A 15,783-nucleotide genomic window follows, 5' to 3' on the forward strand; every position below is an offset into this window, starting at 1 on the left:
CGCTAAGCAATCCTCGCACCCCTGCTCTTTCTGTTAAAGAAACCATAAATAATCGGGAAGACGAGCAGAGTAAGGACCGTGGCTGTGATCAGCCCGCCTATTACTACAATGGCCAGGGGTTTCTGGGTTTCCGATCCGATCCCGGTAGAGGTAGCTGCCGGCAGCAATCCGATCGCCGCCATCAGGGCAGTCATGATCACCGGTCTGATCCTGGATTTTACACCTTCTCTTATCGCGTCGTCCAGGGACATCCGTGCCGTGAGGTTTTTGTTGAATACAGAGATCAATATCACCCCATTTTGCACGCAAAGCCCGAAAAGTGCGATAAATCCAACCCCTGCTGAAATCCCGAAATTCATATTTGTAACATGCAAGGCAAGTATTCCGCCGATCAGCGCAAACGGGACGTTGATCAACACCAGTCCCGCATCTTTTGCATTGCTGAACATGATGAAAAGCAAGATGAAAATACCGATGAGGCTGATAGGCACCACTTGTCCGAGCCTGGCAGTGGCGCGCACCTGGTTTTCAAACTCTCCCGACCAGTTCACTGAATAGCCCTTTGGCAGCGTTTGCAGCAATGGCTTCACACGGCTTTGCGCATCGGCAATGGTACTTCCGAGGTCACGTTCACGCACAGAGAATTTTACCCCGATAAACCGCTTGTTATTGTCCCGGTATACAAAGGCGGGGCCGGTGACCGTACGTATGGAGGAGATTTCTTTCAGAGGAATTTTACCGCCTGTCAGTGTTGGTACCATCAGCTGCTGAATGTCGTCCACGTTCCGGCGGTACTGCTGCTCGTAACGCAGCCGGATATCAAACTTCCGCTCACCTTCGTACAAAATAGAAGCTGTTTTTCCGCCGATCGCCATTTCAATAACTGCTTGAACATCAGCAGTACTTACGCCATACTGCGCCATTTTATGATCATGCAGGATCACGCTGATCTCGGGCTGGCCGATGTTTCTGAGGATACCTACGTCTTTGATTCCCGGTACATCTTTGATCGCTTCCAACACTTCATTGGCCTTGTTATTAAGCGTTTCGAGGTCGTCTCCATAGATCTTGACCGCGTTGCTGGCGTTCATCCCGGCTACCGCTTCGGCCACGTTGTCGATAATGGGCTGGGAATAATTATAGTTGATCCCCTGAAACTCCTTCAGTTTTTTATCCATCTGTTCGATCAGTTCATCCTGGGTGATTTTTCTGGTCCATTCTTCTTTGGGTTTTAAATTCACCTGCATCTGGACGTAATAAAAACCTGAGGGATCGGTACCATCGTTGGAGCGGCCGGTCTGCGATAAGACGCCGTTTACTTCCGGGAATTCATTGAGCTTCGCGCGGAGTGTTTTTACCATTTTGATCGTTTCGTTCAGTGAGCTGCTCATCGGCATTTTTGCCTCCACCCATAAGGCACCTTCGTTTAATGTCGGCAGGAACTCAGTACCCAGGAATTTGGCCGAAAAAAGGCTGGTACCCAAAAAAGCAATAGCAAATACCACACTGAGCTTTTTGCGTGCATAACACCATTCAAAACCTTTGGAAACGACGTTGTCGAAGAAACGTACGACGGGATTGCTTTTTTCACGGACATTTTTATTCAGTAAAAAAGAACAAAGCACCGGCACGAGCGTGAGGGTGTAAAGCAATGCACCAAGGAGTGCAAAACCCAGGGTATAAGCCAGGGGGGTAAACATTTTACCTTCCACTTTCTGAAAACTGAAAATGGGGATCAGTGCCGTGATGATGATCAGCTTCGAGAAGAAAATGGCCTTACCAAGTTCTCCGCCCGTTCTTTTGATCAAGCCGAGTTTGGAAAGTTTGTTGTACCGCTCCATACCGTTGCGGTGGGCGAGATGGTCGAGGGTTACAAAAATCCCTTCGACCATTACCACGGCACCATCTATGATGATCCCGAAGTCAATCGCCCCCATCGACAGCAGGTTGGCCGACATTCCTTTCAGTTTGAGGCACATGAATGCAAAGAGCAGTGCCAGCGGGATGATGATGGACACGATCACTGTGGTACGCCAGTCGGCCATGAAAAGAAATACGATCACTGTCACCAGCACAATTCCTTCCACGAGGTTGTGTTTCACAGTATGGGCGCAGAATTCGATGAGATTATCCCGGTCGTAAAAAGTGACCATTTTGACATCGGGAGGCAGGATTTTTGTGTTAAGCTCCTCAATTTTATCCTTGATTCTTGCCAGTACCTCACTCGGATTTTCACCTTTCCGCTGCACCACAATACCTTCCACCACATCATCATTGTCGTCCAGGCCGACCTGGCCCACACGCGGCATATCCGATTCCTTTACAGTGGCCACGTCCCTTACCAGCACCGGGTTGTCTTTTACGTATTCCACGATGATATTCTCGATGTCAGGGATGGAGTTGAGCAGGCCGATCCCCCGGACCACATAGGCCTGGCCGTTTTTCTCGATGACATCACCGCCTACGTTGATATTGCTCTTGGTTACCGCCTCGTATACTTCCAGCGGTGTGATATTGTATTTAACCAGTTTGGTAGGGTTGACCTGTACTTCATATATTTTTTCCCTTCCGCCAAATGCAACCACATCCGCCACGCCGGGGATACTGCGAAGTTGCCTGTCTATGACCCAGTTATGCAATGTGAGCAGTTCACGGCTGTCGCGGTCCTTGCTTTTTAATGTAAATCTGAATATCTCTCCGGTAGGGCCGTAGGGTGGCTGTACATCCGGTTCGACTCCTTCGGGAAGGGATATGTTCCGTAGCTGGTTGTTGACCTGCTGCCGGGCGAAAAAATCCTCGACGCCATCATCAAAAATGATCTTGATAATGCTCAATCCGAACATCGTCGTGCTGCGCACATTCGATTTCTGCTGGACCGAATTCATCGCGACCTCTATGGGTACCGTCACAAACCGTTCTATTTCTTCTGCACTGCGTCCGTTCCACTGCGTCACGATGATGATCTGCGTATTGGTGACATCGGGAAAAGCTTCCAGCGGCGTATCACGATAGCTCAGGACGCCAGCTATGATGAGAAGGCCGGTCATAAAGAATATGAAGAACCGGTTTTTCAAAGAAAAACCTACGATCCCCCGGATGAATTTGTTCATTTTCTGATTTGAATGAGTGAATTAGTGAATGAGTGAATTAGTGAATGAGTGAATGAGTGAATGAGTCCGCTGTGGAACGGGAATGACGAATGGGTGAATGAGGGAGAATGGAGGAAAGGGAGAAAGAGGGTTGAATGGCCTACGGCCAGAAGGTGACTGATTAAAAAATATTCAGTCATCGCTCCGGCGACCCGGTCAATCATTCAACATTCCTCCATTAACTCATTCACTCACTCAAAATTAAATCCCCTCCTAATCATTCAGCGCATCATACACCAATAGCTGGTTTTTGGAAATGACGGTTTCGCCGGGTTTCAGGCCGTTGCTGATGTAGGTACGGTTGGCCAGTGACCTGTAAACTTCCACTGGGCGGGTTTCTATTTTGGTACGGCTGTGGTATACCATTACCCAGTTTTTGCTGCGGTCAAAAATGATCGCCTGGGAAGGGATCGCCTGCATCTGGTTTCCTTCTTCGAAGTTAAGACTGACAGTAGCGTGCATTTCGGGTTTTAGTTTAAACCCTGTGTTCTGAAGCTGGATACGTATGCGCATAGCCTTGGTTTCGGGATCGAGCACATTGTATATCTTGTCTACTTTGCCTTTGAAAACTTCATCGGAAAAGCTGATCGTACGTACATCCGCGCTCATGCCCAGCCTGATCCGGGGAATATCGCTTTCATTCACATTGGCCATCACCCATACATCGGCGATCTGCCCGACAGTGAACAGGCTTTCGGAGTTATCGGAACGCAGCTGCATGCCGCGGTTCACATTTTTATCAATGATAAAACCATTGATCGGTGACTTTACAGTGTAGTTTGTCGACTTACCCAAACCGTAAATCGAGAATATTTCCTTCACGCGGCTCAGTTCGGCCTGGGCTTTGTCGACCATTTGCCGGGCTGTAATAGCGTCGCGCTCCGGAACAAGTTTACTTTCATAAAGGTCTTCAGTAGAAGACAGGTTTTTCTTCGCAATAAGCAGATCGGACTGGGCCTGGATCATCTGACGCTCAAAATCCGCAACTTCCCCGGAGCGGATCACAGCCAGTTTTTGTCCCTTACGAACGTTGTCGCCGAGTTCAACATCCACTTCTTCCACATTCCCACCCACGAGCGGATAAATCTTGATCACCTGGTTTTCATCCGGTACTACCTTACCTACCAGCGTCAGTTCGTTGCGCACAGCCTCCGTTTTTACCGTGTCCAGCCTGATACGGTTCATCATCGTATCCGATAACATGAAGGCTTTTGATTCTTCCGGCTGCTCTTTTTTCTTGTTACATGACGTCAACCAAACACCAATTGCGGCCAACAGGACGATATACAGGGGATTTTTCATTTTGATTCTATTAAGGCCGGGGCCGTGAAATGCGTTAATTTTGGATACTGATAATTAGTTAAAAAGCTCTTCCCCGACCACAAAGTTGAGTTCTTCGTATACCTTCACCCGGTCGGCCTGCAAGCGGTTAAATTCCTTGATACTTTCATTGTAGGTTTCAATAAAATCGATGAATTCCAGGAGGGTAATGTTCCGCTTTTGAAAGTTGTCGTAGATACCCCGGCTAAGCAATTGAAACTGATCGGTAAACTGGTTTTCCACGCTCTGATATGCTTTTTCAGCGATGCCTACTTTCTGTACTGCAGCATCCACTTCATTAATGACACTGTTTTGCTTGGCGGTTTCAGCCGTTTTGAAATAACTGATATTGCTTTTTGCCGCCTTAATGTTGCCCTGGTTCCGGTTGAAGAAAGGAAGGTCTATCGAAGCTGAAACACCAAAGTAATTGTTGACGTAGTTGCTGGCCTGATCGTACACGGCGCCAAGCTGGATGTCCGGCTTGGCAAGTGCTTTCTGTAAGGTATAGTTCAATTCAGCCTGTTTAGTAGAGGATTGCACCACTTTCAGGTCCGCCCGGCTTTGCAGTGCCATGTCTTTCAGGGCAGCGAGGGTGTAGTTATTCAGCTGGTATTTCTGGATTTCAGTGCTGTCGATGATTGTTTTAATAGGCTGCTCGGTGTTCAGCAGCATACGCAGGTCTTTTTGGTTTTCCTGAAGTTCAAAAAGGATATCAGCCCGGTCGTTTGTCAGCTGGAAAAGCAGCGCTTTCAAACGCACCACTTCTTTGAGCGAGATATTTTTCCGGTTGTACTCTTTTTCAAATGCGGTCACCGTGGTATTGAGGGTGCCTATCTGGTTGTCATACAAAGCGACAGTCTGGTCCAGGAAGTAGGATTCGAAAAAGATCTGGCGAAGTTCAAATTTCAGTGTCCGGATAAGGTCGTAGAACTGGAACTCGCTTTTCTTAATCGATTCCACATCCAGGGCGACCTGCTTGTTGCGTTTACCGGCGCGGGTGATCAGTTGCTGTATCGTAAATGCTTTTTGCCCCTGACGACCCACATCCAGCAGTCCGCGGGAAGGATTGTAGGCGCTGATCTCCACGCCGAAAGTTGGGTTGTTCCAGAGCTTATCCTGTATTTCGATGGATTTGGCAATGTCGATCTGATACTTTTCAGCCAGTATTTCGAGATTGTTTTGCAGGAAAAGGCTGTCTGCCTGTCGATTAGAAAGTCGAAGGGTGTCCTGTGCGTACAGTTGTACCGACAAAAGGCTCAAAACTGCGGTGATGTAGATTCGCATGATTTCTGTTTTAGAAGATGCGATATTCAACAGCTAGTATTACAGGAGCCTTAAAATAACGTTAGAAAAAAATTAGAATGTCAGATATGGCTCAAACGCACCTGGAATTCGCTCCCTTTACCGATTTCGCTGGTGGCCGAAATGATACCATGGTGCAGCTCTGTAATGCGCTGGCATATCGAAAGCCCTATGCCGAAGCCCGGCAGTTCCGAAGCATTCGATGACCTGAAAAAGGGGTTGAAAATGTGCGGCAGGTCGTCCTGGCTGATCCCGATACCCTTGTCACGAACTTTTACTGTGCAGGATTGGGCGTCAGTTGAGATCAGGATCTGCGCCTGGTGATCCGGGGAATATTTGCAGGCATTGTCCAGAAGGTTGGAAAAAACAGTTTTCAGCAATTCTTCATTGCCTTCAATAACCGTTTCATTTTCACTTTCCGGAATGTTTTCATAGTCGATGATCACGGTATATTCCGGGTGAACGGATAACAATTCTTCTTTTGCAAGAAAGGCCAGGTCTTCGATATGGACATGGGCCATTTTCATTTTGCCCAGGTTTTCATAGGAGCGGGCCAGAAAAAGCAGGTTATTGGTAATGCTGATCAGGCGTTCGGTATCCGAGAAAAGGTTCGCAAATACTTCTTCCAGATCCGGGTTGTTTTTGGTAAAAAGCTGGCCAAGCTGAATTTCGGATTTCAGGGCAGCCAGCGGGGTCCGGAGCTCGTGCGAGGCGTGGGAAACAAAACTTTTTTGCTGTTCAAACGCTTTATTGAGACGGTAGAGTACAGTGTTGAAATTGATAGCAAGCTGTGCTATTTCATCTTTGCGGTTTCCTTCGTCGAGTTGCTGGGAAAGATTTTGGGCTGTGATCAGGGAAACCTGCTCATTGATCTTACTGATAGGCCTGAGCGCATTTCCGGCAAAATAAATCCCAAGCCCCACGGTGATCGTGATACCGGCCAGGAGCCCCCAGCCCAGAGTGCTCCTGAGATTAGCCAGCTTGCTATGCCCGAAGGTATCGTAGGCTGAGGCCAATACCACCAGCGGTTCGGTGCCTTCCTGGTACAGCATACCGATCACCTCGCTTTCTCCCTGATGAAATTCCATGTATTCCCGCTGCCTGACTTCGTTCAGCAGGGCCGACCGGTAGGTCAGCAATTTATCGTCCACACTGGAATAGATCAGCTCATTTTCGACATCAAAGATCAGTACCTTTTCATCGAGCATTTCAGAAAGTGTATTCTGGTCGATGGCTTTCAGCAGGTCTTTGTCGATACCTTTTACTTTCACAAGCAGGCGACAGGTTGTGCGCGCCCGGCTTCTGAGACGGTCGTAAAATTCCTCCTGACGGTAATGTTCAGAAACACTGTAAATGGCAATTGAAAAAAGCAACAGCACCGCTGCCACCAGAAGCGTGAACTGCAAAGCGATGCGGTCTTTTATTTTCATGCTATTCTTCTTTCATGATATACCCCATTCCAGGCCGGGTGTGGATCAGTTTTATGGTAAAATCCTTGTCCACTTTTTTTCGTAAATAATTGATATACACTTCCACGACATTGGTTCCGGGATCAAAATTCAGGTGCCATACATGCTCGGCGAGGTCCATTTTGGAGACAACGCGCCCGCGATGAAGCAGAAAATATTCGAGCAGCGCGAATTCCTTGGCAGTAAGTTCAATGATTTTCCCGCCGCGCATAACCTGTTTGGTGCCGGTATTCATTTCCAGGTCCGCAATCTTTAGAATCCTGTCGGATGTTTCAGGATTAATCAGACCCGATACCCGGAGCGCCGCATTGATCCGGGCAAGCAGTTCCCGGAAATCGAACGGTTTAACAATGTAATCATTAGCGCCGCTGCTCAGTCCTTCGACCTTATCTTCAATTTCCCCGAAAGCGGTAAGCATAATGATGGGGATGGATGGCTTATAAATCCTGATCTGCTGGCAAACATCGTAACCTTTCATGCCCGGCAGGTTGACATCCAGTAATATCAGATCGAATTTTTTGTCAAGCGCCAGCTGCTTGCCGGTGATACCATCGTAGGCGATTTCCGCCTCAAAATTTTCGGTTGCTAAGCCACGAAAAATATTCTGGGCAATTCTTCGGTCGTCTTCAACGATCAGGATTTTTTTCATGGTGTTTTTACAAAAAATCAAATGCCTGTCTTTCCTGATCCGCTGACCGGTTTATATTCTTCCGGAGCAACCGGAAGCACTTCCTCCGGCAACTCCGCCGGGCTCTGGAAAACAATTCCATGTTCAAGTGAATGTATGATGGCCTTGTTACTGTGTGCAAAATAGCAGGTATCAATGCCCAGAGCCTGGATCGTAAGCATGTGCTGGGTAGTCTGGGGCTTGCTGCGTTTTCTTGTCTGACGGATATACACTGCCCTGATGTTCTTGGGGAATTCGCGGCATACTTCTTCATAAATGTCAGGATCTTTCTGAGAATCATCACCCAACAGGATAAACTGCAGCTCGGGATAAAATTTAAGGATATTGTGGATCTTGCGAAGCTTGTGGTCATGGGAGCCGCTGCCGGTCATGACAAAATCGTCCAGCCCGGATTTGATCTTTTTTAACTTGAGTACGGCCTTGGGCAACCCGTTGAGTTCCGCAAACCGGACGATCATATCATAGAGGTTCCACTCGCTGCTGGACACATAAAAGAAAATATTGCTGTCCTTGTGGGGATGTGTACGGCTTGCAAAAGAAAGCAGCTGGTAATGTTTTACAACGTCAGCAAAGGGCTTCCGCGCTTGTACGTTTTTGGCCAAAAGGACGAACAGCTTGCGAAAAGAGCGACGGCTGTGGGAAACCAGAAAAGTGTCGTCTATATCCGAAATGATCCCGTAAGAGCTTTTAAATGGAAGAAAGAACTCTTCCTGAGCCGAAGCCTGGTACTTTTTGCCATCTATTTCATCATCCACATACACTTCGTAGCTATGCCATCCGCTGGGCATTGGTTCCTGAAACGGGATCTGAAACCGGAAATATCCGTCCTCTTCCGCGACGGTTTCCGCAGTAATGTCACCTACGCGCAACGTCACTTTCAGACTCGATATTGTTTTGACTGAAAAAAGCGCAATGATTGTTCTTGCATATCGGAACCCCGTCCTTGTATATTTACGATCACCGGAGGGATACTTTTTAACAACGTGCCCAAACACAACCAGCTCGTTTTTATTGGCATATCCTCTGTACAATTTTAAGTCACAACGTTTCATAGCTATCTTTATCCCCTAGACTTGAAGTCCCTAATTTAGACAATATGTTTCCAGAACGAAAAGTTTTGTTGGTACTAAATCCCATATCCGGGGATGTAAACAAGGATGCAATTTTTGAAAAAGTAAAGGAAACGACGGAGGATAAGGGATATGATCTCCGCATCTATTTCACAACCGGCGAAGACGATCTGGGTGCGATCCGTGAGCTTGTCGGCAATATCAACCCCGAAAGGATACTGGTAGCAGGAGGCGACGGAACTATCTCGCTGGTGGCTGAGGCTGTACAGAATATAGACATTATCATGGGCATAATACCCGCTGGTTCAGCCAACGGGCTGGCTGCGGATTTTGGCGTTTCGGGCTCGCTCGACCAGGTAACGGAAGTGGCTTTTGGCGAAAACGTGATTGGGATCGATGCAGTATCGATCAATGGCGAAATCAGCCTGCACCTGAGTGACATCGGATTGAACGCGTTGCTTGTTAAAAACTATGAAAGCAGCGACACACGTGGTAAACTCGGGTATGCGCGTGAAATGTTCAAAACCCTGACTGAACATGAAAATTTCCTGGTGCGGATCACCACAGATCAGCAGATAGTGGAGACGGAGGCCCTGATCGTTATCATTGCCAATGCCCAGAAATATGGAACCGGGGTAACCATTAATCCGGCCGGCAACATGTCAGACGGCTTTTTTGAGCTGGTGATTGCCAAAAAACTTGATTTCATCGAAACCGCCCGTATCCTCACAGGCAGCACCGACTTTAATCCGGAAATTATGCAGGTATTGTCCGTTGAAAAGGCAAAAATAGAATGTCTCGATAAAGAAGTTTATTTTCAGATTGACGGGGAATATAAAGGTATGGTGAGGCATATTGAAGCGCATATATTGAAAGACTATATTAGAGTAGCGGTACCTTGAGGGCTTTCAGCTTTTGGCCGTCGGCTCCCGAATAAAGTTGTCAGCGTTGCTCACTGTCATTGGCGACTTTCGATAACAAACCGCCGATCGCCGGCAGCCGAAAGTCAACAGGCGCCCCAACAGTATCTTCGCTGCTCGTTTGCCTTTTCAAAATAATCAAAACTATTCTTTTCAATTTCAAATGAGAACTTCCGTTTTATCTCTTTTTGTGGCTTGTGGCGTGATCGTAAATGTCTCCGGGCAAAATGTTGAACTGTGTCAGGGTGCTTATTTCACCGAGGAGCAGGGGAAGGAGTTTTTGAAAAAACATGCGGTGACGACCAAGCTGGAATGGGAAACCCGGGGCCAGAAAATAAGACAGCAGATCCGTGAAGGAATGGACCTGAAAACCCTGCCTGCCAAGCCAACCTCCAAACCCATCATTCACAGCAAGCGGGAAATGGATGGTTATTCTATTGAAAATGTAGCTTTTGAAAGTATGCCGGGCATATATGTGACCGGAAATCTATACAAACCACTTAAAAAGCAGAAATCCTATGCAGGGATTTTGTGCCCGCACGGACATGGAGAAAATCCGCATGGAAGGTTCCGCGAGCAAACCCAGAAGCGTTGCGCTACGCTTGCACGTATGGGCGCTATCGTTTTCGTTTGGGATATGGTCGGCCAGGGCGATTCCAGGCAATGTGAACATAAAATGGCAAAGGCTTTAAAACTTCAGACCATTAACAGCATCCGTTCGCTGGATTTCCTGTTGTCTATTCCCGGCGTAGATCCTGAGCGGGTGGCTGTCACAGGCGAGTCTGGCGGCGGAACGCAAACCTTTCTACTAGCTGCGCTCGACAACCGGGTCAAAGTTTCGGTACCTGTAGTAATGGTTTCCGCTCATTTCTTCGGCGGATGTGTTTGTGAAAGCGGGTTGCCAATTCACAAAAAAGGAGATTTTCAGACAAATAATGTGGAAATAGCCGCCCTTGCGGCGCCCCGTCCCATGATTATGATCTCTGACGGAGACGACTGGACTAAGAATACCGTATCCGTAGAATATCCTTTTATGCAAAGCGTATACCAGCTTTACGGCAAAAAGAACTTGGTGGAAAGTGTGCATCTCGCAAATGAAAAGCACGATTACGGACCTTCAAAAAGAAAAGCCATGTACGCTTTCATGGCAAAATATGTGGGACTTGACCTGAAAGCGGTTACAGACTCACAAGGTAATATTGATGAAACACCTGCAAAGGTGCTGGAACAAAAAGAGCTGGAAGTTTTCAATGCGAGCCATCCCCGCCCTGCCAATGCCGTAATGGGCGATGAAGCGGTGATGACTCTCCTATAAATTGTCAGTCGGTCGTTTTGACCAGCTTTAATGTAACAGCTTCTTCCTCGTCTCCGTAATTTACTTTCAGCAGGTACATGCCCTGTGTCAGTGGTGCGGTATCCCAGGAGAAATTATTGTCGCCATTCCGGATTGCGAAAGGAAAGAACCCTAGTTTCTGACCGGTAATGTTATACACTTCAAGCGATCCGTTGCCTGCGAAGACAGAAGAAAACGAAATGTTCGCTTTTCCCGCAGTGGGTACCGGCCAGAGCGAAAGCTGCGCGATGCCGGTATTTTTGGCTGACACAATTGCGCTGAACGTAATCGTTCCGTCCATATCTACCTGTTTGAGACGGTAGTAATTAATTCCCAGGAGCGGGTTTTCATCGGTGAATTTGTAGCTGCCGGTCCTGGCATCGGTGAGCTGTACCGTGCCGATCGTTTCAGCATTAAATTTCTTTGGGTCGGAGAAACGTTGGATTTCGAAATGCGATCCGCCTTTTTCATCATATACCTCCCAGGATAATATGATCTTGTTTTTTACCGTCGTCGCCTTCAGGCCCGAAGTGTAAATCGGTAACGCACTCTGGTTTACTTCAGTCGGTACAATTTGCCACTGCTGGTTTGAGGCGGCGTAGATATTGTTTGCGAACTGGATGATTTTGTTGCCTTCGTCCGTTTGCTCGTTAAAGTTATCCATCGCCATTCCATTGGCCCGGTTCAGCAGTCCGAAATGCATATTGTCAGGCAGGAAAATCAACTGCCACTGCTGCTGGGAACCGGAGAGTCCGGTTGACAGAGAGAGCTGCGTTAAAGTATTGTTATCTGACGAACTGATCAATCTTCCGGATGCCCGGTTTGAAAGGAAATAGTATTTGTTTCCATCGGATTCAATGTTGCTCAACGCCCATTGAAGAGTGTTGTCGCCCTGGACGAAGCTTTTTTGCACCAGCAGCGAAGGGTCGCTTCCGGGAGCCAGTACTTTGCCTGTGGACTTGTTGACGATTTTGTAATAAGTTTCTTTTCCCAGCTCGCCGGTAATCTGAAGTTCAAGCCAGGACAACCGTTTTGCCAGATAGTCTCTCAGAAATTCAACCTGGTCGTTGTAAGAGCCGCTGTAATTATATTCGAGATAAACCTTGCTGTTCAGGGTTGGCCATACTTCATAGTTTTTGACTTGCGACCGGGCGAGTGTGGAAGTCATACTGGTGATCAGGCCGTCAAAGTGTGAATGTAAACCGGCTGATTTTAATTGTTTCCATCGTTCCGAAAGCGCGGCCCGAAAGTTGCCATCCTGTAACATTCGTTCGATCCAGACCCGATTTGCAGAGAAGTGCCCATTTGTGGACATTCTTTTGAAAGTGGCGTCACCTAGTCTCTCATCATTGTTGAAGGCGATATCAAAATCCCACAGAGGCCCGAAATATATTTTTTCATCATTTTTTTTCTTGAACATATATGTGCTCCAGAATGAATCGGAATTGCCGGTGATTTCGCAAGCCAGATACCAGTTCACGAGTGAAGCTTTGTCCATATATTTCATATACCCATTCTGGGGATCCTGAAAATCAGATGAAAACAATGCGTTTTCAATATTTTGAAAATAGTTGGAGATATAATTGCTTTGGGCTGTGTTGATCTCATCGTCCTCCGGATACTTGATGGTAACCTTGATGCCGCGTGCTGTAGTAAATTTGGAAACCTCCTGGTCGGCAAACCCGTCAGCTTCAAGCAGATATCCGCCCGTTATGGCAGGTTCCTCTGTATCAGTATCTTCCTGTTCTTCAACTTCAACCCTTTCGTCGGCTACTTCGATCTGATCCGTAAGTGTGTAGTTGCCAACGAAAGTATTGTTCAGGTAAACATCTACAAACCGGTAGGGACAGCTGTACGGGAGCCCAAGAAACTTGCTGACTTCGAATGCCAGTGCATTACGCATCATGGTTTTGTCCGCATAGTTGGCGAGCAGGACCCAGTTCCGTTCCCTGGCAGGCATGCCGAGGAGCTGATATTTGGAAGCCAGCCTTATCCTATATGGTTTTTTAGCTAGCTCCCAAGTTGAATTTCCCCTTCCACGGATTTCAATAGGCCCGGAATAAACACCTTCGGTACCAGGAGATGCAGCGATACTTAGCTGTCCCGTGCGCCAGGTGCTTTTTGAATCCACAGGCAAATTTTCATCTGTGGTAATGTACAGCGTGGTAAGATTTGTCAGCTGGACTGGCTGGGCAGTGGCTTTGCAAAGGATCAGAGTAAGCAGCCAAAAGGATCCGAGAAGAAGTCTTTTCATCAGATATTTGTAAGGTGTATCTTAACAATATACAAATACTGAAGGTAAAATAGGAATAAAACGGGTTAAAAACGGCGGATTTTGGGTTAAAACGGACAAAATATTGGCATAGCAATTATTGGGAATAACTAAAATGGTTTTAAATCGCAAATTCGTCAAAGCCGTGAAAGTTGATGAAACAAGACCCAATCCCGAGAACAGCATAGCACCTGTAAAAGCCCAAAAGTCGCCCTGACTTGAGAAAAAAAGGCCATCCTCTGTATGGGACAGCCTTCCTTGATATATGCAAAATCTATAATTCCCTGCTCATCGTCTTTGCCTCACGGCCTCGTAGAGAACAATTGAACTGGCGACGGAAACATTCAGAGATTCAACCTGGCCGTTCAGCGGAATTCTTGCGCCGCTGTCGGCCAGCTGGATAAATTCTTTTGAAATCCCGTCTTCTTCCGACCCCATGATGATCACGGTAGGAACAGAGAAGTCAATGTCGTAAAGTGATTTTTCTGTTTTTTCGGTACAGGCGATAATCTGCAGCCCACTATTTCTCAGATAAAGTAATGACTCATACAAGTTGGGTTCCCGGCAGACGGGCAGAAAGTTGAGAGCGCCTGACGATGTTTTCATAGCATCGGCATTGATCTGGGCGCCACCTTTGGTTGGAACAATGATCGCCTGCACACCGGCGCATTCGGCTGTCCGGGCTATTGCTCCGAAATTCCGGACGTCCGTAATCCTGTCCAAAAGTAACAACAAAGGTGTTTTTCCTTCTTCATATACCTGCGTCAGCACATTGTGCAGGGGCATATATTGGATCGGCGACACAAAAGCGATAACGCCCTGATGGTTTTTCCGGGTAATCCGGTTCAGTTTTTCAACAGGAACGCGCTGGTAGGGGACACCCAGCTCTTTTGCAAGTTTTTCTATTTCAGCGAGACCAAACTCTCTTTGAATGAATAATCGTTCTATTTCTTTTCCCGAACGAAGGGTTTCCAGTACAGACTGTGTACCAAAAACCATGTCGGCCTGGGACTGTCTTGGTGCGGGTTTTCTTACCGTATACTTCCGTTTCTCCATGCTTCTACTACTGGATACCAAATAGGCTGGTATTCGGCGTAGCGAACCAGTTCATAGTGATCATCCACAAATTGATTGTTTTTGCGATTAAAAGTAAAATTAACATTCTGGGCATTTCCTCTTTGGTCGTACGTCCAGACTTCACGGTCTTTGCTGCGTTGCACCTTGTCCGGCGGGCCGAGAACAATGTATATCATGCCTTTATCAGTTTTCCAACCTTCTTTATAGGTTGTAAAAAGCTGGTTTGCTTCTTCCACACGTCCATAGAAGGACCGGATGGACTGCTGGGCCAGCGGGGCATTTCCGTTCATTAACGTAAGCCAGTATTTGTCGAGCGCTTTTTTATAATCTTCGGCTTTTTTGATCTCATTGACCTCATTGTTGGTACTGACATAAAGCAATGGTTCAAGCAGGAGATTAGGGCGGGTCAGTTTTGGAAAACGTTCGTTGACAACCAGTATACCGAGGCCTTCGGACCTGGTAGTATCTGAAAAAATATTATACAACCCTTCCTTACCGAAGCGGATGGTTTCGTTCGATCTGATGGTAAATGTACTGTCCACCTCCAGAGACTTGCTGACGTTTTTCGGTGCAATGTTCATCGGAGAGCCTGCGGGCTCGAAATCATGGCTATAGTAAAAAACGTGCAGATCCTCCGAGGATTGGGTGAGGTTTTTAAGTGTAACAGGCTCATTGATATTGACATAATGGCGCTGTAAAGGTTGGCTGCTTGCGGAAGTGTAAACGCCATATTGTTCACTCACTGTATGTTTCTTGAAACGAAGGGTAAGGTCGTTCAGCACTTTTTTCAGTGTGCCGGTCTGGCTGATCTCACTTAAAAGCACCCCATATTCCTTGTTAGGACTTTTGATCTCGTAGGAAATCACAATTTTGTCACCAACCTTTGTCACGTTTGAAGAATCCAGCTTGACGTTGCCATATCCCAGCCTGTCCCTTGTTCCGTAATCCGAATAAATGACGTAGTTAAGATTATAAATTTTAGTAAAGTCTTCTACTTTGATCGGTTTTTTGCCTTTGTACGCATCCACGTATAAAAACACTTTGAGCTGGGTTGTATCTTTTATTAAATATTTGCTTTGAATAGCGATGAGGGAAAGTTCTTCATTAACCGCAGACACCGGCTGAGCCGACTGTTGGGTGGGATGCACTTTGGCTTCCGGCAGTTGCTTCATGGTTTTACTGG

At 47.0% G+C, this 15,783-nt stretch carries 11 protein-coding genes; 2 read left to right on the forward strand and 9 right to left on the reverse strand.

Annotation, left to right across the window (positions count from 1 at the left end; all coding sequences use genetic code 11):
- Positions 1 to 2 precede the first annotated feature (2 nt).
- The 6 genes from FBF61_RS27670 to FBF61_RS27695 all read right to left on the reverse strand — a co-directional run bounded on the left by FBF61_RS27670 (position 3) and on the right by FBF61_RS27695 (position 8,980).
- Positions 3 to 3,110 (reverse strand): efflux RND transporter permease subunit, encoded by a 3,108-nt coding sequence (locus tag FBF61_RS27670; protein WP_138483579.1) that lies wholly within the window; start codon positions 3,108 to 3,110, stop codon positions 3 to 5.
- Between the two features lie 252 nt (positions 3,111 to 3,362).
- Positions 3,363 to 4,451, reverse strand: coding sequence for an efflux RND transporter periplasmic adaptor subunit (locus FBF61_RS27675; protein ID WP_138483581.1), 1,089 nt, complete (start codon positions 4,449 to 4,451; stop codon positions 3,363 to 3,365).
- Positions 4,452 to 4,505: 54 nt separating this feature from the next.
- On the reverse strand, positions 4,506 to 5,753 hold the full coding sequence (locus FBF61_RS27680; RefSeq protein ID WP_138483583.1) for a TolC family protein: 1,248 nt from the start codon (positions 5,751 to 5,753) through the stop codon (positions 4,506 to 4,508).
- 80 nt (positions 5,754 to 5,833) lie between these two features.
- Positions 5,834 to 7,201 carry a sensor histidine kinase gene (locus FBF61_RS27685; RefSeq protein WP_138483585.1) on the reverse strand — a complete coding sequence of 456 codons (1,368 nt, stop codon included), beginning with the start codon at positions 7,199 to 7,201 and terminating at the stop codon, positions 5,834 to 5,836.
- A 1-nt stretch (position 7,202) separates the two neighbouring features.
- Positions 7,203 to 7,889, reverse strand: coding sequence for a response regulator transcription factor (locus tag FBF61_RS27690; protein WP_138483587.1), 687 nt, complete (start codon positions 7,887 to 7,889; stop codon positions 7,203 to 7,205).
- Between the two features lie 17 nt (positions 7,890 to 7,906).
- The gene (locus FBF61_RS27695; protein WP_138483589.1) at positions 7,907 to 8,980 is read right to left on the reverse strand and encodes an App1 family protein phosphatidate phosphatase; all 1,074 of its coding nucleotides are present in this window, start codon (positions 8,978 to 8,980) and stop codon (positions 7,907 to 7,909) included.
- A gap of 44 nt (positions 8,981 to 9,024) precedes the next feature.
- On the opposite strand from FBF61_RS27695, the gene FBF61_RS27700 reads away from it, so the two are divergent.
- Together FBF61_RS27700 and FBF61_RS27705 are read left to right on the forward strand one after the other, a co-directional pair.
- On the forward strand, positions 9,025 to 9,900 hold the full coding sequence (locus FBF61_RS27700; protein ID WP_138483591.1) for a diacylglycerol/lipid kinase family protein: 876 nt from the start codon (positions 9,025 to 9,027) through the stop codon (positions 9,898 to 9,900).
- Between the two features lie 181 nt (positions 9,901 to 10,081).
- A complete protein-coding gene (locus FBF61_RS27705) occupies positions 10,082 to 11,233 on the forward strand; it encodes an alpha/beta hydrolase family protein (protein WP_138483593.1) in 1,152 nt (383 codons plus the stop codon).
- Between the two features lie 4 nt (positions 11,234 to 11,237).
- Here the strand turns inward: FBF61_RS27705 and FBF61_RS27710 are convergent, their stop codons facing one another.
- The 3 genes from FBF61_RS27710 to FBF61_RS27720 all read right to left on the reverse strand — a co-directional run bounded on the left by FBF61_RS27710 (position 11,238) and on the right by FBF61_RS27720 (position 15,772).
- Complete coding sequence (locus FBF61_RS27710; RefSeq protein WP_138483595.1) at positions 11,238 to 13,505, reverse strand: CotH kinase family protein; 2,268 nt, start codon at positions 13,503 to 13,505, stop codon at positions 11,238 to 11,240.
- A gap of 306 nt (positions 13,506 to 13,811) precedes the next feature.
- A complete protein-coding gene (gene rlmB / locus FBF61_RS27715) occupies positions 13,812 to 14,579 on the reverse strand; it encodes a 23S rRNA (guanosine(2251)-2'-O)-methyltransferase RlmB (protein WP_138483597.1) in 768 nt (255 codons plus the stop codon).
- The gene (locus FBF61_RS27720; protein ID WP_138483993.1) at positions 14,555 to 15,772 is read right to left on the reverse strand and encodes a GWxTD domain-containing protein; all 1,218 of its coding nucleotides are present in this window, start codon (positions 15,770 to 15,772) and stop codon (positions 14,555 to 14,557) included. The genes rlmB and FBF61_RS27720 overlap by 25 nt, the downstream gene beginning before the upstream one ends.
- Positions 15,773 to 15,783: the final 11 nt, after the last annotated feature.

Source organism: Dyadobacter bucti, from assembly GCF_005869225.1.
Lineage (GTDB): Bacteria > Bacteroidota > Bacteroidia > Cytophagales > Spirosomataceae > Dyadobacter > Dyadobacter bucti.

Coding starts and splice junctions, on each gene's coding strand:
- FBF61_RS27705 (WP_138483593.1), top strand. CDS start 10,082: ATGAGAACTTCCGTTTTATCTCTTTTTGTGGCTTGTGGCGTGATCGTA.
- FBF61_RS27710 (WP_138483595.1), bottom strand. CDS start 13,505: ATGAAAAGACTTCTTCTCGGATCCTTTTGGCTGCTTACTCTGATCCTT.
- FBF61_RS27670 (WP_138483579.1), bottom strand. CDS start 3,110: ATGAACAAATTCATCCGGGGGATCGTAGGTTTTTCTTTGAAAAACCGG.
- FBF61_RS27700 (WP_138483591.1), top strand. CDS start 9,025: ATGTTTCCAGAACGAAAAGTTTTGTTGGTACTAAATCCCATATCCGGG.
- FBF61_RS27680 (WP_138483583.1), bottom strand. CDS start 5,753: ATGCGAATCTACATCACCGCAGTTTTGAGCCTTTTGTCGGTACAACTG.
- FBF61_RS27720 (WP_138483993.1), bottom strand. CDS start 15,772: ATGAAGCAACTGCCGGAAGCCAAAGTGCATCCCACCCAACAGTCGGCT.
- FBF61_RS27675 (WP_138483581.1), bottom strand. CDS start 4,451: ATGAAAAATCCCCTGTATATCGTCCTGTTGGCCGCAATTGGTGTTTGG.
- FBF61_RS27685 (WP_138483585.1), bottom strand. CDS start 7,201: ATGAAAATAAAAGACCGCATCGCTTTGCAGTTCACGCTTCTGGTGGCA.
- FBF61_RS27690 (WP_138483587.1), bottom strand. CDS start 7,889: ATGAAAAAAATCCTGATCGTTGAAGACGACCGAAGAATTGCCCAGAAT.
- rlmB (WP_138483597.1), bottom strand. CDS start 14,579: ATGGAGAAACGGAAGTATACGGTAAGAAAACCCGCACCAAGACAGTCC.
- FBF61_RS27695 (WP_138483589.1), bottom strand. CDS start 8,980: ATGAAACGTTGTGACTTAAAATTGTACAGAGGATATGCCAATAAAAAC.